The organism is Citrobacter sp. Colony219 (assembly GCF_019382635.1).
Lineage (GTDB): Bacteria > Pseudomonadota > Gammaproteobacteria > Enterobacterales > Enterobacteriaceae > Citrobacter > Citrobacter youngae.
In genome coordinates, this window is the sequence record NZ_CP080033.1 from 3,023,096 (window position 1) to 3,048,676 (window position 25,581).

The window sequence follows — 25,581 nt, forward strand, 5'->3', positions numbered from 1 at the left end:
GCAGCCATTTTAAAAGGGAGTTTGTATGGTAAGCGCGCTTTATGCCGTCCTGGGTGCGTTATTGTTAATAAAGTTCTCCTTTGACGTCGTTCGCCTGCGCATGCAATATCGCGTTGCCTATGGTGATGGCGGCTTTAGCGAGCTGCAAAGCGCTATCCGCATTCACGGTAATGCGGTGGAATATATTCCCGTTGCATTAGTGCTGCTGTTATTTATGGAAATGAACGGCGCAGAAACGTGGATGGTGCATCTTTGCGGGCTGATGTTGATTGCCGGGCGACTGATGCATTATTACGGATTCCACCACCGTCTTTTCCGCTGGCGCCGTTCCGGCATGAGCGCCACCTGGTGTTCACTGTTGCTAATGGTGCTGGCGAATCTTTGGTATATGCCCTGGGAGTTGGTTTTCTCCCTGCATTAGCGCACAATACGCCACTTTATTTTTCCCGGATTTTTACGTTATGTCTCACCGCGACACGCTTTTTTCTGCGCCTATCGCCAGTCTGGGTGACTGGACCTTTGATGAACGGGTAGCTGAAGTCTTCCCGGATATGATCCAGCGTTCCGTTCCTGGTTATTCCAATATCATTTCGATGATTGGCATGCTGGCCGAACGTTTCGTGCAACCCAACACGCAGGTCTACGATCTGGGCTGTTCTCTGGGCGCGGCGACGCTCTCGGTACGTCGCAATATCCATCATGAGAATTGCAAAATTATTGCCGTCGATAACTCTCCGGCTATGGTTGAACGCTGCCGTCGTCATATTGACGCTTATAAAGCACCGACTCCGGTTGAGGTTGTCGAAGGCGATATTCGCAACATTACTATCGAAAATGCCTCGATGGTGGTGCTGAATTTTACCCTGCAATTCCTTGAGCCACCTGAGCGCCAGGCGTTGTTGGATAAGATTTATCAGGGGTTAAACCCCGGCGGCGCGTTGGTGCTGTCAGAGAAGTTCAGCTTCGAAGATACCAAAGTTGGCGAGCTGCTGTTCAACATGCACCACGACTTCAAACGCGCCAATGGCTACAGCGAACTGGAAATCAGCCAGAAGCGCAGCATGCTGGAAAATGTGATGCTAACTGACTCTGTTGAAACGCACAAAGCACGTCTGCACCAGGCAGGTTTTGAGCACAGCGAATTATGGTTCCAGTGCTTCAACTTTGGTTCTCTGGTGGCATTGAAAGCTGAGGCTAGCGCATGATCGACTTTGGTAACTTTTATCAGCTGATTGCCAAAAATCATCTTTCCCATTGGCTGGAAACGCTGCCAGCGCAAATCGCGACCTGGCAGCGCGATCAACACGGCTTGTTTAAGCAGTGGTCGAATGCCGTGGAGTTTCTGCCGGAACTGACGCCACATCGTCTGGATTTACTGCATAGCGTGACTGCCGAAAGCGAGGAGCCGCTCAGCGAAGGACAGATCAAACGGATTGATACGCTGATGCGTCATCTCATGCCGTGGCGCAAAGGTCCATATTCGCTGTACGGCGTCAATATTGATACCGAATGGCGTTCCGACTGGAAGTGGGATCGCGTTCTGCCGCATTTGTCTGACCTCACCGGACGTACCATTCTTGATGTTGGCTGCGGCAGCGGATATCACATGTGGCGCATGATTGGCGCGGGGGCGCATCTGGCGGTTGGCATTGATCCTACGCAGCTGTTCCTGTGTCAGTTTGAAGCGGTACGTAAACTGCTGGGTAACGATCAGCGCGCGCATCTGCTGCCGCTGGGTATTGAGCAGCTTCCGGCGCTCAACGCCTTTGATACCGTATTCTCTATGGGCGTGCTTTATCACCGCCGCTCACCGCTGGAACATCTCTGGCAGTTGAAAGATCAACTGGTAAAAGACGGAGAGCTGGTGCTGGAAACGCTGGTGGTCGAAGGTGATGAAAATACCGTTCTGGTACCAGGCGATCGCTACGCGCAAATGCGTAACGTCTACTTTATTCCATCCGCACTGGCGCTTAAAAACTGGCTGGAAAAATGCGGATTTGTCGATGTTCGTATCGCCGACGTGTGTGTGACCACTACCGAAGAACAACGTCGCACCGAATGGATGATAACCGAATCGCTGGCCGACTTCCTTGACCCGAACGACCACAGCAAGACGGTGGAAGGCTACCCCGCCCCACTGCGCGCGGTATTGATTGCACGTAAACCGTAATGGATTGCCGGAGCACCGTTTCTCCAAAATAGTTCAAGTTGCAGCAAGGCGGCAACGCAGCAAATCCCCGGGAGCGTAGATAACTACGTGACCGGGGTGAGCAAGGCGGCCAACGCTGCTGCGGCTTGAAATATGAAGGAGAAAAAAAGGCCCCTGTTGAATTGGCAGGGGCCTGGTACGAGCAAGCATCATATTGGGCGACATGATGCAACGGTAAAAATCAGCTGGCCTGGTGGTGCGCAATGATTGCCTTCATTTCAGCAACCGCCGCCCCGTCAACCGCATAGCGGGAATATTCATCCGCCTGCGTATCCGAAGACATCGACAACCCCGAATTGCGATACCGCATGGGTGAAGCCAGCCATACTCCGGCAGAACTGTGGACTTCCTGCACTCCAGCGTTGAGGAACAGGGATAAATTCGCGGCGCGAACCCCCGCTCCGGCCATAATGATTGGAGCATCCACCTGCTCAATAAGTTCCATTATTTTTGTTAAACCTTGCGCTGCATCTGATTTTTGCCCGGAAGTTAGTACTCTGGCGACACCTAAATCGGACAATTTATTCAGCGCATTTAATGGGTTGGCGCACATATCGAAGGCCCGATGAAACGTGACATTTAGCGGGCCCGCAGCAACCATTATTTTTTCCATACGTGGCATATCGACATTCCCGTCCACATCGAGAATGCCGCTCACCAGCCCTGAAAAACCTAAATCTCTGACCATCGCGATATCATCAAGCATCGCGGCAAATTCACCGTCGGTGTAACAAAAATCGCCCCCACGCGGACGGATAATGGGATTAACGGGAATAGAGACATGCTGGCGTACAGAGCGCAACACCCCCAGCGACGGCGTTAAGCCTCCTTCTTTGGGCGCCGAGCACAGTTCAATACGATCCGCGCCGTTTTGCTGCGCCGTGCGCGCGCACTCCATGCTGTAACAGCAGATTTCCAGCAATGTCATATTTACTCCTGTTGCTCGCTTGCGACAATCGCTTCAATTGACCACGGATGAAATTTGAGGGTGACGCTGCCATCACTGACCGCCAGTGTCGGATTCGGTAAACGCTCACGCTCTCCTTTTGGCGAGCTGGTTTTCACGAAAATCCCCGGCTGACTCAATCCTTCATCAGAAAGCAGCGCCAGCGCTCGCGCATTCAACGTCTCCACGTCACCCGGCAGAACTATTTCAACATGCTCCCAGCCTTCATGCGGATAGCGTTTTTCGCCCGGCCATGGCAGCTCTACGATGGTAAATTGCCAGTGTTGCACACAAACGGGTTCATCAAGCTTGAACAGGCAAATCGGTCGGCCATTAATGATATTTTCTGACAACAGTTCGCCACACTGTTCAAATCCCCGACGCCAACGCTCTGCGGTGGTATTTTGATGACAGCGCAGAGAAATGTGATCGGCTTCAAGCGATGAGACATCCAGCCCAAGGCGAGTGGAAAGATCCGTTAACGCCTGAATGAAATGCGGTAAATCTGCGGAAATATCATGCAGTTCTGCAACTGTTTGCCAGTTCGCCATAATGAAAGCTCATATCCATGTTCAAAGCGGCTAATTTACCCTGTTGCGCAGCCCCAACCAACTGCTGATTTTCTTAAGCGCGATATGAATAATTATACGTAATAACAATGTTTATATTTCAGGCTGCTGGCGCTACTCGCAATGCTGACGGCAACGGGCATTTGCAGTATACTCCCGCCCTTAATTCTTAAACTGGTGCGGTCAATTTTAAGCCGCTTCATAAATGTAAGGTATTCCGGTGAATATTCAGGCTCTTCTCTCAGAAAAAGTTAGTCAGGCCATGATTGCTGCAGGCGCGCCTGCAGATTGCGAACCGCAGGTTCGTCAGTCAGCAAAAGTACAGTTCGGCGACTATCAGGCTAACGGCATGATGGCTGTCGCGAAAAAACTGGGTATGGCGCCGCGACAACTGGCTGAGCAGGTGCTGACTCATCTGGATCTCAACGGGATCGCCAGCAAAGTTGAAATTGCGGGCCCGGGCTTTATTAACATTTTTCTCGATCCGGCATTTCTGGCGCAGCATGTTCAGCAGGCGCTGGCCTCCGATCGTCTGGGCGTTACCCAACCGGCTAAACAAACCGTTGTGGTTGACTACTCCGCACCTAACGTCGCGAAAGAAATGCACGTGGGTCACCTGCGCTCCACCATCATCGGCGACGCTGCGGTACGTACGCTGGAGTTCCTTGGTCACAATGTTATCCGCGCTAACCACGTCGGCGACTGGGGCACTCAGTTCGGTATGCTCATCGCATGGCTGGAAAAACAGCAGCAGGAAAATGCCGGTGAGATGGCGCTGGCCGATCTGGAAGGTTTCTACCGTGATGCGAAAAAACATTACGACGAAGATGAAGCCTTCGCCGAGCGCGCCCGTAGCTATGTGGTGAAACTGCAGGGCGGCGACGAATATTTCCGCGAGATGTGGCGCAAGCTCGTCGACATCACTATGTCGCAGAACCAGTTAACCTATGACCGTCTGAACGTGACTCTGACCCGTGACGACGTGATGGGCGAAAGCCTGTACAACCCGATGCTGCCGGGCATTGTGGCCGATCTCAAAGCCAAAGGTCTGGCTGTTGAAAGCGAAGGCGCTACCGTCGTATTCCTTGATGAGTATAAGAACAAGGAAGGCGAACCGATGGGCGTTATCATTCAGAAGAAAGATGGCGGCTATCTCTACACCACGACCGATATCGCCTGTGCGAAGTATCGTTACGAAACGCTGCACGCCGACCGCGTCCTCTATTACATCGACTCCCGTCAGCATCAGCATTTAATGCAGGCCTGGACCATCGTGCGTAAAGCCGGTTATGTGCCGGACTCCGTACCGCTGGAACACCATATGTTCGGCATGATGCTGGGTAAAGACGGTAAGCCGTTCAAAACGCGTGCGGGCGGCACGGTAAAACTGGCCGATCTGCTGGATGAAGCGCTGGAGCGCGCACGTCGTCTGGTTGCGGAAAAGAACCCGGACATGCCTGCTGATGAGCTGGAAAAACTGGCGAATGCCGTTGGTATCGGCGCGGTGAAATATGCGGATCTGTCCAAAAACCGTACCACCGACTATATCTTCGACTGGGACAACATGCTGGCGTTCGAAGGCAATACCGCGCCGTACATGCAGTATGCTTACACCCGCGTACTGTCCGTATTCCGTAAAGCGGATATTGACGAAAGCGCGCTGAGCAGCGCGCAGGTGATTATCAACGAAGATCGCGAAGCTCAGTTGGCCGCCCGCCTGCTGCAGTTTGAAGAAACGCTGACCGTTGTTGCACGTGAAGGTACACCGCACGTGATGTGCGCTTATCTGTACGACGTTGCCGGCCTGTTCTCTGGCTTCTACGAACACTGCCCGATCCTCAGCGCTGAAAACGAAGAAATTCGTAACAGCCGCCTGAAACTGGCACAGCTGACGGCGAAAACCCTGAAGCTGGGTCTGGATACGCTGGGTATCGAAACCGTAGAACGCATGTAATCACCTCGAGTGATGTGAAAGCCTGCGCTATGTCGCGGGCTTTTTTATTTTCCCGAATGACCTCCCTCGTAGGCCTGATAAGCGAAGCACCATCAGGCGGTCAGGCGCACCTTGCCGGATGGCGGCGTAAACGCCTTATCCGGCCTACGAGAAACGACTACGTTCACTGTAATTTGTAACAACTCACAAGGAATGACACATTTCCGTAGAGGGATGGAACATTTTTTGCCTGTCATCCCGTTTACGCCTCCGTATCATTAGGCGGCGAATTAATCGGGTACGGGTCAATGACATTCAGAGATTTTGAGGCGGAAGAAAAACTTTTCCAGCGGCGTGTAATGGTGGCCTTTGGCCTGGTCGTCATCTGTTTTGGCATCCTGATTTATAACCTCTACAACTTACAAATCCGTCAACACCAGTATTACACCACCCGATCGGATGCAAACGACATCAAAATGCTGCCCGTCGCCCCAACGCGCGGTATCATTTATGATCGCAACGGTATCCCGCTGGTACGAAATGTCACCTGGTACGACATTTCTGTTACGCCTTATAAAATCAGCGATATGGACGCCCTGCTGAAACAACTCACGCCGATTGTTGACCTCACGCCAGATGATATTGACCAGTTTCGCCATGAACTGAAGGCCAGTAGCCGCTATCGGCCGGTAGTACTTAAAAATGCGCTGACCGATGTAGAAATTGCCCGTTTTTCTGTGAACCAGTTCCATTTCAGCGGCGTGACCATCAATAGCTACGAAGATCGCCAGTATCCTTATGGGGCGGCACTGGCACATGTACTTGGCTACGTATCAAAAATCAACGATAGCGATCTGAAAGCACTGGATAAAAAAGGACTGGCAGAGAACTACGCCGCCGATCACAACATCGGTAAACAGGGCATTGAGCACTACTACGAGAATGATCTGCACGGCAAAACGGGTTATCAGGAAGTGGAAGTTGATAATCACGGGCGTATTGTACGTTTGATTAAAGACGTTCCCCCTGTCGCCGGCAAAGATATCCATCTGACGCTGGATTTACACTTGCAGGAATACATTGAAAGCCTGCTGGTGGGCCAACGCGCCGCAGTGTTGGTGGAAGATCCCCATGATGGCTCCGTGCTGGCAATGGTCTCAAACCCCAGCTACGATCCGAACCCGTTTGTCAAAGGCATCAGCTACCAGGATTACAACACGCTGTTGCAGGATAAAGACCTGCCATTAATTAACCGCGTCACCCAGGGGTTATATCCTCCTGCCTCAACGGTAAAACCGTACATGGCGATGTCAGCGTTACTGGACGGCGTGATCACGCCGCAGACCAGCTTCTTCGGCGCGCCCACCTGGACGCTCCCCGGCACCGAGCGACATTACCGGGACTGGAAGAAAACCGGCCACGGTATGCTGGATGTCACCAAAGCGATTGAAGAGTCTGCCGACACGTTCTTTTATCAGGTGGCGTATATGATGGGAATTGACCGCATTAACAGCATGCTTAGCCAGTTTGGCTACGGCAAACCGACCGGCATCGATCTTGATGAAGAGTACAACGGCCTGCTGCCAAGCCGTGACTGGAAACAACGGGTGCATAAAAAAGCCTGGTACCAGGGAGACACCATTTCGGTCGGCATCGGCCAGGGCTACTGGATTGCCACGCCAATTCAGATGGTAAAAGCGATGGTCGCACTGATTAACAACGGGAAAGTTATTGCCCCTCACCTGCTACAGGATGAAGAAAGCGGCAAATCAATCACTCACTATCAGGCACCGGAGGCACCCACACAAATTGCTTCTGCTTCATCACCCTATTGGGGACTGGTGCGTCAGGCGATGTTCGGCATGGCGAATGCACCAAACGGTACCGGGTATAAATTTTTCCATACGGCACCTTATGGCATCGCAGCCAAAAGTGGGACATCACAGGTCTTTAGTCTGAAAGAAAACCAGACTTACAATGCGAAGATGATCCCCATACGACTGCGTGACCATGTGTTCTATACCGCATTTGCGCCGTATAAGAATCCAAAAGTCGCCATCGCATTGATTCTGGAAAACGGCGGCAGCGACGGGGTTACCGCCGCGCCGGTCATGCGTCAAATCATGGACCATCTGTTTGCGCCGCAGGACAACAGCGGGCAACCCGATGCCGCAGAACAACCAGGCCCGGTCAGCACGGCGTCAGCGAACGACACGATTAATAGTACTTACGCAAGTATTCGGTAAGGCACAGCATTGCCATTGCCTGCCCGTAAGGCATAGAGGTGAGTGGGATGTTGTGGTAGAAATCGAGATCGTGCCCCATGCCGGTGCCAAACGAGGTTTGTAGCAACTCCCCTTCAGGGGAAATGTGTTGCACAATACCTCTGATAGCTTTCTCCGCCACCCCCGCATATTCCTGCCCGACATAGCGTTTACGCACCGCTTTGAGAATACCGTAAGCGAATCCAGCCGTTGCGGAGGCTTCCAGATATGACTGAGGATCGTCCAGTAAGGTGTGCCACAACCCGCTCTCATCCTGACATTCCGCCAGAGCTGCAATTTGCGCATTGAGAACCTGCACCAGATAACGGTGAACGGCACTGTTTGCCGGCAAATCGATAAGTTCAAGGAAGTCCGGGATCACCATCGTAAGCCAACTATTACCACGCGCCCAACGGGCGTTTGCGAAGTTATGCCGTCCCACATAGCTCCAGCCGTGGAACCACAGCCCCGTTTTCTTATCCATCAGATTTTGTACATGCAGCAGAAACTGATACGTGGCCTCTTCGATATACGCTGGACGATTGAGCAACTTGCCAATTTTCGCCAGCGGCAGCACCGTCATCATCAGCGTGTCATCCCACATCTGTTGATGATTTTCTTCTGCCAGCGTGATGTGTTGCATACCGCCAAACTCGGTGCGGGGCATATCATGCATTGCCCACTCCGCCCAGCTGTCGAGCCACGGCAGGTACGCCGGATTACGCGTTTCTTCATAACGATATGCCAGCGTTAAAAACGGGGCCATGGTGTTAACGTTTTTGGTTGTTGCGCCTTCCGCAAAGCGTTCGGTAAACCAGCTGTCGATGATATCGCGCATCGTTGCATCGCCAGTTTGCTGATAATACTGATACATTCCGTATAGGCCAACGCCGTGCGTCCACTCCCATCCGGCCCAGCCTTTGGTATCAATAACACGTCCGTCATCCAGCCGCAGCAAGAACTCGCCCGTTTCATCATGAATATTGACCAGGTTATGCGTCACCTTTTTAATGAGCGTTTTTAATTCATCCCTGGCAATAAAATGTTCTGGTTGACGCAACAATGGACTGTGTTTAACCGGGTAAACAATCATTTCCTTAACCTCTGTCAGTGTCGAATTCAATGCTGCACCCTGTTCCAGTTTCGGCGCGGCAGGTTTATTACGATTCGGATAACCCTGTGTGTTGTTACCCTAAAGTGCTTCGTAAACATTGGGTATCATTACCGGGCCACAGTAAAAGCTAACCGCAGGGGAAACCTTTTTGTTTCTGCCAGGGGTTTTTGCGAAATGGCAATAGCACAAAGAGTCCGATAACACAGGTCACTGATTTTATAAAACAGCGTTTCTTTTTAATCGGGATGGTTGATCAGAACTGCGAGGTGGCCAGCAGTTTCGCCTGCTGGCCGACGTAAAGAAGGGAATTAACGGTAGTTCACAATCACCTGATTGCTCTGAACCTGCAAGGCAGGGAGCAGGCGACCGCCACCAGGCACTTCCCAGACGAAGTGCATTGGTTCAATTGCAGGGACATTATTAAAGCCATTGGTGGTACCGCTTTGTCCATCCAGTTCGACACAACGGGATTGAGAGCATAAGCGCACACGTAACCCCGCAGGCGTAGGACCATTTAATTCATAGCGCCAGGCGACCAGCGTCATCAGACCGGAAACGGGCTGGCTGGGAACCAAAGGCGAAGATGAAGCCGACTCCCCACGATAATTTAAGGTAATCCCCATACCACTTGCCTGCCATGTCCCTTCCCCGGCGGCCTGTACCGCCAGTGGAAAAAGCAACAGCCAAAGAAATGTACGCATTATTTACCTCCAATGGTCGCGGTCATACGGATATGGCGGTTATCGGAAAGCTCCATATTCGACAACACCACCAACTGCGGAATACTGCGGCGTAAAAAACGCGCAAGGAGAGGTCGCAGCGCATGATTCACCAGCAATACTGGCGGCGCACCCAACATTTCCTGACGCGACAGTGCTTCCTGCGTCTGTGCCAGCAACCGGTCTGCCAGACCAGGTTCAAGGCCCCCACCGCCCTGTAACGCCTGCAACAACAGACGCTCAAGCGGTGTATCAAGTCCGATAACCTGAACTTCCTCGTTACCCGGGAACCACTGCTGAGTAATCGCCCGTCCAAGCGCCACACGCACCACTGCGGTAAGTTCATGCGGATCATTCTGTAAGGGGGCATGTTCCGCCAACGTTTCAAGAATGGTGCGCATATCACGAATAGGGACTTTTTCATCCAACAGGTTCTGCAGCACTTTGTGCAGTGTGGTCAGTGTGACCACACCCGGCACCAGATCTTCTGTCAGTTTTGGCATTTCTTGTGAAACTCGATCCAATAACTGTTGCGCCTCCTGGCGACCAAAAAGCTCTGCGGCAAACTGGCCAATCAGATGGTTCAGATGTGTGGCAACGACCGTACTGGCTTCGACAACGGTGAAGCCCTGAATTTGCGCCTGCTCTTTTAGCGCGCTTTCAATCCAGATAGCATCCAGACCAAAAGCAGGATCAACTGTTTTCTCCCCTGGCAGCGATCCGGCCGCGGTACCTGGGTTGATAGCCAGCCAGCGCCCAGGGTAAGCATCACCACTACCAATCTCGACCCCTTTCATCAGAATACGATAGCGGGCAGGTTGCAGATCCATATTGTCGCGAATGTGTACCACTGGCGGCAGGAACCCCATATCCTGGGCAAATTTCTTACGAATGCTGCGAATACGCCCCAGCAATTCGCCGTCCTGTTGGAAGTCCACCATCGGAATCAGGCGATACCCAACCTCCATTCCCAGCGTGTCTTCCAACTGAACATCACTCCACGTAGCTTCCACCACCGAGTTGTTTTCCGGCATTTTCACCGGCTGAGCTTCTTCTGGCGCTTTTTGCTCGCGTCCGCGCATCCACCAGGCCAGCCCCAGCAATGCCGCGGTAAACATCAGAAACACCAGGTTTGGCATTCCCGGTACCAGCCCCAGTAAACCGAGGACCGCCGCACTAAGCAGCATAACGCTTGGGTTGCTGAACAACTGGGTGACCATCTGCTCACCCACGTCCTGATCGGTACTCACGCGGGTTACGATAACCCCCGCCGCCGTTGAGATAACCAACGCAGGGATCTGGGCTACCAGCCCGTCACCGATGGTCAGCAGGGTATAGCTTTCTGCCGCACTGCCCATGCTCATACCGTGCTGCAACACCCCAACCAGCAAACCGCCCACCACGTTGATGACCATGATCAGAATACCGGCGATGGCATCCCCACGAACAAATTTACTCGCACCGTCCATGGAGCCGTAAAAATCGGCTTCCTGTGTCACTTCAGAACGGCGTTTTTTGGCTTCATCTTCACCAATCAATCCCGCATTCAGATCGGCGTCAATCGCCATCTGTTTACCCGGCATCCCATCCAGCACGAAGCGCGCACCCACTTCCGCGATACGTCCCGCACCTTTGGTGATAACCATAAAGTTAATGATGACGAGAATGACGAAGACCACGATACCGATGGCAAAGTTACCGCCGACCAGGAAGTGACCAAAGGCTTCCACCACCTTACCTGCCGCCGCGGCACCGGTATGTCCTTCCATCAAAATGATACGCGTTGACGCGACGTTCAGTGCCAGGCGCAACAAAGTGGTGAACAGCAGAATCGTTGGGAATGCGGCGAATTCAAGCGTGCGCTGAGTGAACATCGCCACCAACAGCACCATGATCGACAGCGCAATGTTAAAGGTGAACAGTAAATCGAGGATGAAGGCCGGAAGCGGCAACACCATCATCGACAGGATCAGCAGAATGAGGATCGGCCCGGCAAGAATTTGCCATTGCGTGGATTTCAGGTTGCCGGGCAGACGCAGCATCGCGACCAGATTAGCCATCAGTATTCTTCTCGTTCATAAAATCCAGTGCTTCAGGCACCGGAAGGTTTCCAGGTTGTGGTGGCGGTGTGCCGCCAGCCAGACGCCAGCGTTTTAGCTGCCATACCCATGCCAACACTTCGGCAACGGCGGCATACAATTGGCCAGGTATTTGCTGACCGATCTCAGCATGGCGATATAACGCACGCGCCAGCGGCGGAGCTTCTAACGTTGGGACACGGTGCTCCGCGCCAATCTCTCGAATACGCAATGCCACCAGCCCGGCCCCTTTAGCCACAACTTTTGGCGCGCTCATTTTGTTTTCGTCGTACTGCAAGGCAACCGAATAGTGCGTAGGGTTGGTCACAATAACATCCGCCTTCGGCACATCCGCCATCATGCGGCGCTGTGCGGCCGCACGCTGCATCTGGCGAATTTTGCCCTTAACGTGCGGGTCACCTTCGCTTTCTTTAAATTCGTCACGGATATCCTGACGCGACATCCGCAGTTTTTTCACGTGGCTATAAATCTGGAAAAAGACGTCAAACCCCACCATCGGGATGACGCCAAGCACCACCAGTAATGCGCACATACCGACTAAATCCAGCGCATTACCCATCGCCGTAATCGGGGATTCTGCCATCAGGCGCATCATCTCCGGCCAGTTGTGCCAGAGATAGAAGCCCGCTACGCTACCCACCAACGTGGATTTTAATATGGCTTTGAGCAGCTCCGCCCCGGTTTGCGCCGAGAACATACGCTTAATACCTGGTAACGGATTCAGCTTTGAGAATTTGGGTTGCAGCGATTTACCACTGAAGATCAAGCCGCCAAGCATCACCGGGGAGATCAATGCCACCAGCACAACCCCGGTAATCAGCGGCAACAACGCAATCATGGCGTCTTTAATCAACATAATGATTTGACTCAGGATCAGGTTTGGGTCGTTGACCATACTGTGGTCAAAACGTAATCCGGCCGACAGCATACCGGCCAGTCTGCGGGCGAGCGACTCCCCACCAATCCAGATGATGCACACGCCCACCAGCAAAATAAGCAGTGAGGTTAGCTCCTTGGATCGGGGTATCTGCCCTTCTTCCCGTGCTTTTTCAAGTCGGTGGGGTGTGGGGGCTTCTGTTTTGTCGTCGTCGCTTTCTTCTGCCACGCATCAGACCCTGGATAGAGATATAGGCGTGAATGATGCCAGAACAGCCATGCAACAATGGGAAGAGTAAGCGGTAAAAAAGACGGGATTTATGGCTTTAACGCCAATTGCCGATGAATAACATGTAAGCCGGATGAGAAGTTTCCTTCCGCATCCGGCAAATACACATCAGAAACCGAGGCTATCCAGCAGGTCGTCGACCTGATCCTGGCTTGCCACTACGCCGGCTTTAGAAGTGTCAACCTGCGGACCGTTCAGCAAGCTTTCGTTCTCGCGTTTTGGACGAGCGCCCTGTTCCGGAATGTTTTCCAGCAGCACCATCAGCAGTTGACGCTCAATCTCCTGGATAACATCCATCATGCGCTTGATAACCTGACCGGTGAGATCCTGGAAATCCTGCGCCATCATGATGTCCAGCAATTGGGCATTGGTAAAGCTGGTATGACCGGGGACATCACCAAGGAACTGGCGGGTATCAGTGACCAGTTCACGGGCATCGGACAGTTCAATCGGATTTTCGAACCATTCATCCCAGCGTTTGGTCAGGTCTTTTGCCCCTTTTTCCATGGCATCCTGGTGCGGCTGTGAAGCTTCTACGCTGTTCAGCGCACGCTCTGCCGCCTGTGCAGTCATTTGTACAACGTAGTCCAGGCGATCGCGCGCGTCAGGAATGGCTTCCGCCGCTTCGGCAATGGCCTGATCCAGCCCCAGTTCACGTAGGCTGTCGCGCAGCATTCGGGTCAAACTACCGATGCGCGCAATGATGTCCCCTGCCGAGTGTTCGTCAACAGGTTTAATTTGTGGTTGCATCATCATCACATCCTCACATGCCCAGTTTCTCAAAGATCTTATTGAGTTTTTCTTCCAGCGTCGCCGCGGTGAACGGTTTTACAACATAACCACTGGCACCCGCTTGTGCTGCCGCAATAATGTTTTCTTTCTTCGCTTCTGCCGTCACCATCAGCACCGGCAGGGCAGACATACTGCCGTCAGCACGAATGGTTTTCAGCAGTTCAAGACCGTCCATGTTAGGCATGTTCCAGTCGGAAATCACAAATCCGAATCCCCCTGCCTGCAGTTTGTTCAACGCGTCTACGCCATCTTCAGCTTCTTCAACGTTGTTAAAACCCAGTTCTTTCAGCAGGTTACGCACAATGCGACGCATGGTGGAAAAGTCATCCACAACCAAAAACCTAAGCTCTTTATCCGCCATAAAAATAAACTCCTGATTCAAATACGTATTGCCTGTCCGGCACTGATTTTCGCCAGCATTTGCTGGCTTACCTGGCTAAGATCGACCACTTCGCTTACGCCACCCATATTGATGGCCTCGCGCGGCATGCCGAACACCACACAACTTGCTTCGTTTTGCGCAATAGTCCAGGCGCCAGCCTGGTTCATTGCTAACATTCCGGCGGCCCCATCGTTGCCCATACCTGTCAGGATCACCCCGACGGCATTACGCCCCGCATGTTTCGCCACCGAATGGAACAGCACATCCACTGAAGGCCGATGCCGGTTAACTGGCGGGCCATCATGAATTTTGATCTGGTAGTTCGCCCCGCTACGCGCCAGTTCCATATGCTTGTCGCCAGGCGCGATATACGCATGCCCAGGAAGCACACGTTCTCCGTCTTCAGCCTCTTTCACGGTTATCTGACACAGTTTGTTCAGACGTTCGGCGAACGAACGGGTAAATCCTGGCGGCATATGCTGGGTAATAAGGATACCGGGACTTGAAAGCGGCAATGGCTGGAGTACATGACGAATTGCCTCTGTTCCTCCGGTTGATGCGCCGATAACCAGCAGTTTTTCCGAACTGAGTAACGGTCCTGCTTTCAAGGTCGCTGGCGCTGCCGTGGGTTTGTGGGCGGCCAGTTTTGCGCGCGATGCAGTGCGGATTTTCTCCGCAATCATCTCGCTATACGCCAGCATTCCTTCGCGGATCCCCAACTGAGGTTTGGTGACAAAGTCAATTGCCCCCAACTCCAGGGCCCGCAGCGTGACCTCAGACCCTTTGCCAGTCAGTGAAGAGACCATCACCACGGGCATCGGACGCAGACGCATCAACTTTTCAAGAAAATCGAGGCCATCCATGCGCGGCATTTCAACATCCAGCGTCAGAACGTCGGGATTAAATTTTTTGATGAGATCCCGCGCAACCAAAGGATCAGGCGCCGTCGCAACCATCTCCATATCGCTGTGGCTGTTAATAATCTCGGTCATGATTTGACGCATCAATGCAGAATCATCAACCGACAATACCCTGATTTTACTCATGCTTTATCCTTACCTAGCGCATACACCGTCTGCCCGCGCAGGCTAAACTCGCGCACGAGGTTGCTAAAGTTTTCTGAATGACCTGCAAACAGCAGTCCGTCAGGTTTAAGGAGTGGAACAAAACGGTGTAAAATGTCCTGCTGAGTCGTTTTGTCAAAATAGATCATGACGTTACGACAGAATATGGCGTCGAACGGGCCTGGCACGTTGTATTTTTTGTCCAGTAAATTCACGCTGGAAAACTCAACATGGCTTGCCAGTTCCTGCCGTACGCGCACCAGCCCTTCATGAGGCCCGGTACCGCGCATGAAATAACGCTGCAGCTGTTGTGGCGACAACGTCTTTAGCTCGTCAAGACGGTAAATACCGCTTCTTGCTTTTTCCAACACCTCAGTATCAATGTCGCTCGCAAAAACACGCCAGCGACCCGGCGCCATACCCAGGGTATCGGCCAGCGTAATCGCAATACTGTAAGGTTCTTCTCCGGTAGACGCTGCCGCGCTCCAGACGCGATATTCACCGCTGTGTCGACGGGCGTGGTCAGACAGCACAGGAAAGTGATGCCCTTCGCGAAAAAAAGCGGTCAGATTGGTGGTCAGGGAGTTAATAAAAGCCTGCCACTCAGCACTGTTCTGGTTGGCTTCCAGCATACTGAGATAGCGACCAAAATCATCCAGTCCCAGGGTACGCAACCGGCGAACCAGGCGGTTATAGACCATGTCCCGCTTGTGGTCGGCCAGCACGATCCCCGCGCGCTGGTAGATTAATTGACATATCCGACGAAAATGCGCGTCAGACAGCGCGAGGCGCTGTGTCATCTGTAACAATAATGACGTTTGCCCGGAGGGCAGAGATGATGTCATAGCGCCTTCTCAATCACATTCAGGATACAACGGGCACAACCTGCGGCTGTGCCAATTCTTGTTGTGTTACGGTTTGTTCTTCAATTTTAAAAAACGCGACACAGGCGGAAAGATTATCTGCCTGAGTAGCTAACTGCTCAGTGGCGGCTGCCGCTTCTTCCACCAGCCCGGCGTTCTGCTGTGTGACAGAATCCATCTGGCTGACGGCTTGCGCCACCTGCTCAATGCCTCTGCGTTGTTCATCGGAGGCCGAGGCAATCTCCCCCATGATGTCGTTAACCCGGGTAACCGAGCTAACAATCTCTGTCATCGTGCGCGCCGCCATATCCACCAGTTGCGATCCCTGGTGAACGCGGGTGACGGACTCTTCGATCAGTCCTTTAATTTCTTTCGCTGCCTGTGCGCTACGGCTTGCCAGATTACGGACCTCTCCGGCGACCACGGCGAAACCGCGCCCCTGCTCACCGGCACGGGCAGCTTCTACCGCAGCGTTTAACGCCAGGATGTTGGTCTGGAAGGCGATGCTGTCAATCACACTGGTGATGTCACCTATCTTCTGCGAGCTGGCAGAAATCTCATGCATAGTGCTGGCAACCTTAGCCGTCTGTTCCCCTCCTTTATGCGCCGTGTCGGCCGCACTTTTGGCAATGCCTGAGGCTTGTCGCGCGTTATCCGCATTTTGCCCCACGGTAGCGGTAAGCTGTTCCATACTGGCTGCCGTTTGCGCCAGCGATGCCGCCTGCTGTTCAGTTCGCGAGGACAGGTCGTTATTACCCATCGCGATTTCCGAGATCCCGGTATGCATTGCCGAGCTCCCCTGGCGTACCTCACTGACCGTCTCACGCAGTGCCTGTTGCATCGCTTTCAGGCTGGCAAAAATGGCTGAAATCTCATTACGCCCATAAACCGCTATCGGTCGCGCCAAATTACCCGCCGCAATACTGTCGAAATGGCTACCGATGATAGCCAGCGGCTGTACAATCATTTTGCGCGACCAGTACAGCGCTGCAGTCGTTAATAGCGCCGCCAGTACCAGCACGGTGGCGAAAATCACCCCGGACATATGGTAACTACGCTGGCTGTGATCCTCTGCTTTTTGCAATACCTGGTTGATGTTGTTTTGCCACGCCGTAAAGTTTGCATCAAAGGCATCCTGTGAAGCCTGCACCGGGGCGGTCAAAAAATCTGACAGCTGATTATTTTCCAGCCAGGTTGCCTGGTGAACCAGATCGCTATGCCATTGACTGAAACTTTTCTCGGTTGCGCTTTGCAGCGCCTTCCCCTCTTCTGCCGTCTCTGTCGTCGCCATAAAGCGTTTAAATATCGATTCGGACTGGGCCAGGCTGTCCTGTGCAATCGTCATCAGCGCTTTGATATCCTCTGGCGGATAGCTCAGAGCCGTCAACGTGCCTGCTTTATTAAGCGCAGTACTGGCCTGTAATAACACAGCGCGGGTTTGCGCCAGCGCAGCGCGTTGCTGATTACTCTGTTCGACCTGGTTCAGGTTCTGAAAACCATCCCGAAATGCCCAGAAGGACAAGCCATTACTGCCAATCTGCAAAACACCGCAGAGGATTAAAATCAAAAACAGCGTGGTCGAAATTCGAATACGATTAAACATCAACGCTCCCATCAGGCGGCGCAGGCCGCGGTTTAGCTGTTAGTCAAAATGTTTCCCAATGCGTATCTTGTTCGGTGGCTAGCTGGCGCGGTTGTGACGCCGGAGTCGCTGTCGCAGGTAGTCGTGTATCTCGTGTCTTTGATGATGAAGGACGTGACGCGAGGCGGAATGTCGACACCGACTGGGTCAGGCGACTGGCCTGCTCCTCAAGTGCGGCAGCGGCAGCGGCCGACTCCTGCACCAGCGAGGCGTTCTGTTGCGTAACCCGGTCCATTTCAGACACGGCGAGCGCAACCTGATCTATCCCTCGACTTTGTTCATCGGATGCCGAGGCGATTTCCCCCATGATGTCAGTCACACGCGTGACCGCATTAACGATGTCATGCATGGTTTCCCCGGCGCTTTCTACCAATACAGAACCGGTATCAACCCGCGATACAGAATCCTCAATTAGCGCTTTAATCTCTTTTGCTGCCTGCGCACTGCGGCTCGCCAGGTTACGCACTTCACCGGCAACGACGGCAAAACCACGGCCTTGTTCACCGGCGCGCGCAGCTTCTACCGCCGCATTCAGCGCAAGAATGTTTGTCTGGAATGCAATGCCATCAATAACGCTAATAATGTCGGCAATTTTCTTCGAACTATCGGCGATTTCGTGCATGGTATTCACCACGCTATCAACCACTTTGCCGCCATGTTGCGCGGTATCGGAGGCGCTTTTCGCCAGTTGCGAGGCCTGACGCGCATTGTCCGCATTTTGCTTCACGGTAGCCGTCAACTGTTCCATGCTGGCTGCTGTTTCTTCCAGCGCGGAAGCCTGTTGTTCAGTACGGGATGAAAGATCGGTGTTACCGCTGGCAATTTCACTGGTACCGGAATAAATCGCATCCGAACCTTCGCGCACCAGGGTTACCGTTTCGGTTAGCGAACGCTGCATATGATCGACCGTGCTGGCCAACTCGCCAATTTCATTACGACCGCTGACAGCCAGAGTTGCGGTTAAGTTACCGCTGGCAATTTCACGGATATGCGCAATGACGCGAGACAAAGGGTTTAGCAAGGCATGACGAATGCCATACCACACCACCACCAGAATCAGTACCAGCACTACAGCCAGAATGCCGAGTTGCCATTGGGCAAAATGGTAATCGCTTGCACTTTGATCAAAGGCCTGGCGGTAGAGTTTCTCGCTAACATCTGCATATTTACCTAACGCTGCGCCGAGGGCATTTTGCATGCCCTGAGTTGGCTGTGCGAAATAGGCATCCATGTTGCCGTTTTCAAGGAACTGGATGAGCTCCACCAGAGCCGCATGGTACTGCTGATATTTTTCATCGACGTTACCACTGGCATCCGTCATATCAGGCAACGGCGTGATTTTTTTGAAATTAGCGTAATGCGCTTCGGCTTGCGCCAATGACGCTTTCGCATTCTTCAGCAGATCGTTTTTCGCGCTGCTTTGCTGGTTGGACGCATCCATCATCATGCGCGCAGAGGAACGACTCAAATTGATGCGTGTTTGCAGCATCAGATCCCATGTTGAGGTGAGTTCGCTTTGCTGCTGTCGAAGATCGTTAGAAATAACAAAACTTTGCTGATTCTGCTGCAATGAAGAAAACAACAGACCACCGGAAACAAGCTGTAGCAGTGCGAAAACCCCCAGCACCATCATCAGCATTGTGACAACGCGGATACGGTTAAACATAAGGCACCTTCCTGAAAACGAGTTATCAACATTATCGGCATTCACTGAGATAACTTTACGTTTGCAAAAAGGAAATCCATCAGGAAAGCAAGGCCCGGTGGGTGGAGGGAAAGCCGGAGGCGCAGAAACCACAACTCATTTACATAAAAACATCATAATTATCATGCAAATAACATTTTCAACTCGCCTGATTTTGCCGCTATTTGTATTCTCCGCCCCTTTTTCGTGTGACTCCGATCACATAATCACTCGCCAAATACCACAACAAAATGGATAAAAAATTAAAAAAAGTTGTATCTGCTTACGCTTTAATCCAATTTATATGATGAATATTTCGTTACCACTTAATAAGTATAAAAAATGAGTAACAGAACAATAAATGTTAAATCCTTACTGAGGGCTTTTTAGTGGCAAATGCAAACAAACTCACGTTGTTTATTGTGATCTTCATGCTGGCGGGGATCCTGTCGGGTGCGGTGATCCACTCTTATGCCTCCCCCGGCGTCGTTACCGCCTGGGCCGATAATATTACGCTGCTCACCGACATCTTTTTGCGCCTGATTAAGATGGTAATTGCACCTTTAGTATTCAGTACCCTGACCGTGGGTATTATGCGCCTGGGCGAAACCTCAACCATCGGGCGCGTGGGCGGCAAAGCGATGATCTGGTTTATCAGCTCTTCTATTCTGTCTATTCTGGTCGGCCTGTTTGTGGTCTCCCTCGAACAACCCGGCAGCGGTCTGAACCTGGCGATCCCGCTGGAAGCCACTGATACCGGCCTGGCCGTTGGTGGTATGAGCCTGAAAGGTTTTCTGACGCATACCATTCCCACCAGCATCGCCGAAGCGATGGCGAATAATGAGATCCTGCAAATCGTCGTATTCTCGATGTTCTTCGGAATTGGTGGTGCTTCGCTCGGCGAAAAATTTAACGCACCGCTGGTTGCTGCGCTGGATGTGGTCTCCCACATTATGCTGAAGGTGACCGGCTACGTGATGTATGTTGCGCCGCTGGCTATTTTTGCCGCTATCTCTTCCGTTATCTCCACCCAGGGCCTGGGGATCCTGCTCAACTACGCATCGTTCATTGGTGGTTATTATGTGGCGATTTTGCTGACCTGTCTGGTCCTGCTGGCCGTGGGTTATATGATGCTGAAAAAAGAGGTATTCCGCCTGGTCAGTATGCTCAAAGACCCGGTTCTGGTTGCCTTCACCACCAGCAGCTCCGAAGCCGCTTATCCGAAAACGCTGGAGCAATTAACCAAATTTGGTTGCTCGCCCAATATCGTGTCATTTGTACTGCCTATCGGTTATTCGTTTAACCTGGTGGGTTCCATGGTCTACTGCTCGTTCGCCTCCATGTTTATCGCACAGGCTTATAATATCCACCTTTCCTTCGCGGAAATTACCGTGCTGATGCTGACATTGATGCTGGCGTCAAAAGGGATAGCCGGTGTGCCGCGTTCAGCGCTGGTGGTGCTGGCGGCAACCATCCCAAGCTTTAATATTCCGGTTGCCGGAATTCTGCTACTGATGGGTATTGACCACTTCCTGGATATGGGACGTTCAGCAATCAACGTATTAGGTAACGGGATTGCAACGGCGATGCTGGCACAGGATGAAGGTTTACTGGAAGAAAACGAGTCTTCAGAAAACATTACAGAAGAGATTAAGGCTTAACTTTTTTAAGACAAGAGCGAGCTAAGTAAACAAGAGCAGCAAATCAACAAAGATTACCCCAGCCACAGGCTGGGGTATTTCAACAACACCTGGATGATAATTTACATCAATTACCAGCTGTAACGTACGAGCAAACTACCGCTGAGATCGCCATAGTCATTACGTCCTTTTTGACCCGCCACTTGTCCAGTGATACTCCACTGGCTATTCAGATTCGCCTGGATACCCACTTTCATCTCGGCGCGATCTGCCGGAAGATCCTGCTTCACCTCAGCACCATCAAATGCTACGCCAACATCATCACTGGTGTGTAACCAGTTTACCTCCGCAAATGGCTGGATAACCGACGTCGTATTCTTGTGCAGCTTACCATCTACCCGCAGTCCGAGGCGCGTGGTCCAGCTGTCACCGTTTTGTCCGTCAATACGCGTTCCATTCTGCACAACCGCGTCCGCTTTATATTGCTGCCATGTCACCTGAGCCTGTGGCGTCAGGCTGACAGTATTCAGGTTTTCAAGTCCGATGTCGTACCGATAGCCCGTTTCCAAGGAGACCGCGCTGGCCGCCGAATCATAATCTGTTGACCCGACATCGCCGTTATCGACGCTGTTATTGTAGAGGCCGTACTGGTACCAGCTATCCACATACAGCCCGCTGTGATTCTTCGCATCCGCAAACCAGGTGGCATAAGCGCCGAGATTATAACCGGCTACGTTACCACTGGCAGAGAACTGGCTCCCATCCGCCCCTCGGTTACCGGTGCTGTCCGTGTCGGCGTTAATGTAACTCACCATCAGTCCCGCCTTCAGGCTCTGCTCGCCATTATCCCAGCTAAGCACATCACCACCGATTTGCAGTTGCGAGTAAGTGTTGTCAATATCCACATGACCGTCTGCCGCTGTTGACGACGCATCACCTGCTTTAAAGCGCATCCACATACTGCCATCATCGGTACGTAATTGACTCCCTTCGCGGTCATAAAGGGTCTGCATTTGCAGATTACGCGCCATCCACTGGTTGCCCAGATAAGCGCCAATATCAGCCCGATATTGCGGATCTACCGGTTTACTATCACCACCATCGTCCGGGTATACCGGCGTAACATCGTCGCCATCATCCGGGTMTACCGGYGTAACATCGTCGCCATCATCCGGRTCTACCGGTGTAACATCGTCGCCATCATCCGGATCTACCGGCGGGACAGCCTGCGAACGCAAATACCAGTCACCGCCGTCTTCATACAATCGGTATTCATACAAACCTGTCTGCACCTGATTACCCTGAGTAAAAACGCCATCAGACTGACCGCCGACATCAATCACTTCAATACCTTTTGTTGTTAACGCCCCTTCCCCCCCGATATTATTGACATAGAGCGTCGTGCTACCGGATGTATCACCAGTGATAATCACTTTATCCGTCGGTGAATTGTCATCCCCTAACTGCGTGTTCAGATAAAGATGACTGTTATCGCCATGATAATTCCCATTAATCGTCAGCGTTTTAAATTGTCCGTTCTGTGAAGGAGTATCAAATACAATATCTCCGGCATTATTTAATTGAGTTAAAGAAGAATCACCGGTAATTGTCCATTGCGTCTGTTCAGCCAGTGAGAGATTCAGCGAGGAGTCTACCGTCGGATCAGTGTTAACAAACGTCGCCCCCACCAACCGCGAACCAGACGCCATATCCAGTGAAATACTGCCTTCACCCGCGCTAATGATATCGCCCGTAATATCCATTACACCTGAACCGGTCACGGTCCCGCCGGGTAAGAGATTTCCCGCACTGTCGGTAACAACAGGAACAAGAATAGCGACACCATCCTGGGTTTTAATGGTAGTGTCACCGGTCAGCGATATTGCCCCGCCCTGCTGAACCACCGCGCCATAACCATTTGCCCCACTCGCTGTCACATCAATGGTCAGGTTTTCACCATTAATTATTCCCGGACGGTTTAAATTATTACTTCCTATCGCCCAAAGCCCGTAAGGGTTATTTTGCCCACTCATGAGAATATCGGTATTCGCGATATTAACCGTTGCGCCGTAGAACTGGGATGACACGCCGTAACCATCGATCGCGTAAATAACATTTCGATTGTCGGCATCCCCTTTAAAATCAAGAGTACTCCCGGAGGTCGCAGCGATACCGCTGGTCGCAGAGCCCGACATGGCAGAACTTCTGCCGTCAACAACGCTGCCTGCGCCAATCATCACATCGCCCCCCTGCGCAATGATGCCCACAGACTGAGCGGTATTGACGGTAAGCGCGTCCGCGTGGAATTCGCCCCCCGTCACCCAGAGGGTCGTCGCCCCTCCGGCTGCGCTTATGATGCTGTTTTGGCCTAAATCCATAAAACCTGTGCTCATTGATATTGCACTTACCTGCGTCCCAGTCACATCAATCGTCAGATTATCAGCAATAAATTCAGAACCTTTTGCCGCGGGGTTTATCGTTACTCCAGCCCCATCATAGAACCCGGTGATTGAGATGGTCGATCCGCTGCCCAAATCAATGCGTGATCCGGCCCCATTAATAGCGATGCCACGCGTGGTACACCCCCCTGTACGGCAATCCAGAGTCGTACTGATATTAATATCCATATTATTGGCGATTAACGTAGCATCGGGACCCATAACGGAGATGCCTTCAGCAAGATCGGAGGCACCATTGATGGTTACTCTGCTGTTATCTCCCAAATCAACATGATTATTTTTACCCAGCTTTAAACCTGTCACAGAACCATAATCTGTTGCCAGTCCTGTTGCAGTGACAGTGAGTTGATCGGCATCTAATACACCATCAGTACCTATCTCAATACCGGTTGCAATATTATTGCCCTCTACAACCACCTGGCTATTTTTACCTAAATCAATTTTAGCATTACCCGTACTTTGAATCCCCCACGCAGTGTTATCTATACTTGTAGCATGGATAAAACCATTATCCATGGTGAAAGTACCACTACCGCCTAATAAATAGACACCGCGGGCATCACCTATCCCACCAATACTATAATCAGTTTCAGTTATGGCTGTAATAGAACTTCCACTACCAAGATCGACGTTACTGTCTTTGCCTATATTTTTAAATCCATAAACATTATTTTTACCCGAAACATCAATATTAATACCGGATGCTGTTACTTCTGTACCCAGGTTATTACCTGAAATCAAAATTCCGGTGGTATTTTTACTTGAATTTTGTGTGCCATCCGTATCGACGACATGGATTTCGGTATTCGTGCCTAAATCATTTTTGGTGCCATTATCCAGTGAAACCCCGGTAGACAAAGTTTCACCCGATACGTTGATAGTTGCTTTTCCTTTAATCTGTAAGCCATCACCGCCGGTAGTGATGCTCTCAACACCCGTGGTATTTGTTTGTCCACTCGCCGTAACGACTTCATTATCATTCAAAATAATTGATGCACCGTTTTGTGGGCCTAACCCGGTAGCATTGACAGCAGCACTGCATATTAATGTTGCCAGACCTGTTACCCTGATGCTATTACGCATTCCATTATTACCGCGGGAAAACTCACCAGCGACCACAAACATATTACGCGCCGTACTCCAGACTATATTATATATAGCATTCACATTTAGTTCCCTCTACGCCAATAGAAAAAATCAGGAGGCACAACTTCATTACATATTCATTAGCAATATAAATTGTTCCAAAAGATAAATTATTTATATATTGCACTTGTAGATTGTATTATATGTACCCACAAACGACAGATACTATAAAGATTCGCCAGTTTTAATTAAAGAAAAAAAAATAAAAATAAACCAAGTGAATAAGATAAATATAAACATTCAAAATCAAAATAAAACAACCATTATTACCTGGCTTCCCTACACATAAAATTAAAAGCAAAACGCCCTCCATATTGTGGAGGGCGTTTAATAACTGCCAGCTAAATATTACAAAGAATGATAATATTGACTACTTTTATGCCATATGCGAAGCCGCGATATCCAATAGCGCCATCTCTTCGCTGTTCAGCAATTTCTCAATGTTAACCAGAATCAGCATCCGGTCTCCCAACGCGCCCAGCCCCGTCAGATATTCCGTTGACAGCGTAACCGCGAATTCCGGTGCCGGTCGGATTTGATCGGTTGTCAGCGACAGCACATCGGATACGCCATCCACGACAATCCCAACCACCCGTTGTCCCAGATTCAGCACAATCACCACGGTGTTCTCGTTGTAATCCACATCGCTCTGGCTGAATTTCACACGCAGATCAACAATCGGCACAATCACGCCGCGCAGGTTAGTCACACCTTTAATAAAGGCTGGCGTATTGGCAATACGCGTAACCTGATCGTAGCCGCGGATTTCCTGCACTTTCAGGATATCGATACCGTACTCTTCATCCCCCAGCGTAAACACGAGGAATTCCTGACCTGACGGTTCGCCGGCCAGTTTAGTTACATTACTCATACCGGTCATATTCTTCCCTT

20 protein-coding genes are annotated in these 25,581 nt (G+C 51.5%); 6 read left to right on the plus strand and 14 right to left on the minus strand.

The features are described from left to right. The first annotated feature begins 25 nt into the window (after positions 1–25). From JTI85_RS13585 to cmoB, 3 genes are read left to right on the plus strand one after another with little or no spacing between them, the layout of a single operon-like run. The gene (locus JTI85_RS13585) at positions 26–421 is read left to right on the plus strand and encodes an MAPEG family protein (RefSeq protein ID WP_003034689.1); all 396 of its coding nucleotides are present in this window, start codon (positions 26–28) and stop codon (positions 419–421) included. A 40-nt stretch (positions 422–461) separates the two neighbouring features. Then, complete coding sequence (gene cmoA, locus JTI85_RS13590) at positions 462–1,205, plus strand: carboxy-S-adenosyl-L-methionine synthase CmoA (protein WP_137376476.1); 744 nt, start codon at positions 462–464, stop codon at positions 1,203–1,205. Beyond that, a complete protein-coding gene (gene cmoB / locus JTI85_RS13595; protein WP_048211363.1) occupies positions 1,202–2,170 on the plus strand; it encodes a tRNA 5-methoxyuridine(34)/uridine 5-oxyacetic acid(34) synthase CmoB in 969 nt (322 codons plus the stop codon). The genes cmoA and cmoB overlap by 4 nt, the downstream gene beginning before the upstream one ends. A 220-nt stretch (positions 2,171–2,390) precedes the next feature. On the opposite strand, the gene cutC is transcribed toward cmoB, so the two are convergent. Both cutC and JTI85_RS13605 read right to left on the minus strand, forming a co-directional pair. Next, positions 2,391–3,137, minus strand: coding sequence for a copper homeostasis protein CutC (gene cutC, locus JTI85_RS13600; protein WP_219351628.1), 747 nt, complete (start codon positions 3,135–3,137; stop codon positions 2,391–2,393). A gap of 2 nt (positions 3,138–3,139) precedes the next feature. Beyond that, positions 3,140–3,706, minus strand: a complete 567-nt coding sequence (locus JTI85_RS13605) for a VOC family protein (RefSeq protein WP_048211361.1) — start codon at positions 3,704–3,706, stop codon at positions 3,140–3,142. A 238-nt stretch (positions 3,707–3,944) separates the two neighbouring features. On the opposite strand from JTI85_RS13605, the gene argS reads away from it, so the two are divergent. Both argS and mrdA read left to right on the plus strand, forming a co-directional pair. Continuing rightward, positions 3,945–5,678, plus strand: a complete 1,734-nt coding sequence (gene argS, locus JTI85_RS13610) for an arginine--tRNA ligase (protein WP_219351630.1) — start codon at positions 3,945–3,947, stop codon at positions 5,676–5,678. Positions 5,679–5,965: 287 nt separating this feature from the next. After that, positions 5,966–7,903, plus strand: a complete 1,938-nt coding sequence (gene mrdA / locus JTI85_RS13615; RefSeq protein WP_115643243.1) for a penicillin-binding protein 2 — start codon at positions 5,966–5,968, stop codon at positions 7,901–7,903. Here the strand turns inward: mrdA and JTI85_RS13620 are convergent. The 10 genes from JTI85_RS13620 to tar all read right to left on the minus strand — a co-directional run bounded on the left by JTI85_RS13620 (position 7,875) and on the right by tar (position 19,427). After that, positions 7,875–9,014 (minus strand): glycoside hydrolase family 105 protein, encoded by a 1,140-nt coding sequence (locus JTI85_RS13620; protein WP_115601833.1) that lies wholly within the window; start codon positions 9,012–9,014, stop codon positions 7,875–7,877. The genes mrdA and JTI85_RS13620 overlap by 29 nt on opposite strands. A 329-nt stretch (positions 9,015–9,343) precedes the next feature. After that, positions 9,344–9,736, minus strand: coding sequence for a flagellar protein FlhE (gene flhe / locus JTI85_RS13625; protein WP_199945945.1), 393 nt, complete (start codon positions 9,734–9,736; stop codon positions 9,344–9,346). Beyond that, positions 9,736–11,814, minus strand: a complete 2,079-nt coding sequence (gene flhA / locus JTI85_RS13630; RefSeq protein ID WP_048211356.1) for a flagellar biosynthesis protein FlhA — start codon at positions 11,812–11,814, stop codon at positions 9,736–9,738. Before flhA ends, flhe begins: the two co-directional genes overlap by 1 nt. Beyond that, positions 11,807–12,958, minus strand: coding sequence for a flagellar biosynthesis protein FlhB (flhB, locus tag JTI85_RS13635; protein WP_219351632.1), 1,152 nt, complete (start codon positions 12,956–12,958; stop codon positions 11,807–11,809). Before flhB ends, flhA begins: the two co-directional genes overlap by 8 nt. A 168-nt stretch (positions 12,959–13,126) precedes the next feature. Then, entirely contained in the window at positions 13,127–13,771 is a 645-nt protein-coding gene (gene cheZ / locus JTI85_RS13640; protein WP_040232409.1) for a protein phosphatase CheZ, read from the minus strand. A gap of 10 nt (positions 13,772–13,781) precedes the next feature. Beyond that, positions 13,782–14,171: a chemotaxis response regulator CheY gene (gene cheY, locus JTI85_RS13645; RefSeq protein WP_005127682.1), complete on the minus strand. Its 390-nt coding sequence runs from the start codon at positions 14,169–14,171 to the stop codon at positions 13,782–13,784. A gap of 17 nt (positions 14,172–14,188) precedes the next feature. Beyond that, positions 14,189–15,238: a chemotaxis response regulator protein-glutamate methylesterase gene (locus tag JTI85_RS13650; RefSeq protein ID WP_005127683.1), complete on the minus strand. Its 1,050-nt coding sequence runs from the start codon at positions 15,236–15,238 to the stop codon at positions 14,189–14,191. Beyond that, on the minus strand, positions 15,235–16,101 hold the full coding sequence (gene cheR / locus JTI85_RS13655; RefSeq protein WP_048211354.1) for a protein-glutamate O-methyltransferase CheR: 867 nt from the start codon (positions 16,099–16,101) through the stop codon (positions 15,235–15,237). Before cheR ends, JTI85_RS13650 begins: the two co-directional genes overlap by 4 nt. Positions 16,102–16,120: 19 nt before the next feature. Next, positions 16,121–17,722, minus strand: coding sequence for a methyl-accepting chemotaxis protein IV (tap, locus tag JTI85_RS13660; RefSeq protein WP_061068086.1), 1,602 nt, complete (start codon positions 17,720–17,722; stop codon positions 16,121–16,123). A 43-nt stretch (positions 17,723–17,765) separates the two neighbouring features. Continuing rightward, positions 17,766–19,427 carry a methyl-accepting chemotaxis protein II gene (tar, locus tag JTI85_RS13665; RefSeq protein ID WP_061068087.1) on the minus strand — a complete coding sequence of 554 codons (1,662 nt, stop codon included), beginning with the start codon at positions 19,425–19,427 and terminating at the stop codon, positions 17,766–17,768. A gap of 407 nt (positions 19,428–19,834) precedes the next feature. On the opposite strand from tar, the gene JTI85_RS13670 reads away from it, so the two are divergent. After that, the gene (locus JTI85_RS13670; protein ID WP_219351634.1) at positions 19,835–21,106 is read left to right on the plus strand and encodes a dicarboxylate/amino acid:cation symporter; all 1,272 of its coding nucleotides are present in this window, start codon (positions 19,835–19,837) and stop codon (positions 21,104–21,106) included. A gap of 110 nt (positions 21,107–21,216) precedes the next feature. On the opposite strand, the gene JTI85_RS13675 is transcribed toward JTI85_RS13670, so the two are convergent. Together JTI85_RS13675 and cheW are read right to left on the minus strand one after the other, a co-directional pair. After that, complete coding sequence (locus JTI85_RS13675) at positions 21,217–24,711, minus strand: autotransporter outer membrane beta-barrel domain-containing protein (protein WP_219351636.1); 3,495 nt, start codon at positions 24,709–24,711, stop codon at positions 21,217–21,219. A 355-nt stretch (positions 24,712–25,066) separates the two neighbouring features. After that, positions 25,067–25,570: a chemotaxis protein CheW gene (cheW, locus tag JTI85_RS13680; RefSeq protein ID WP_003839146.1), complete on the minus strand. Its 504-nt coding sequence runs from the start codon at positions 25,568–25,570 to the stop codon at positions 25,067–25,069. Between the last annotated feature and the right edge of the window lie 11 nt (positions 25,571–25,581).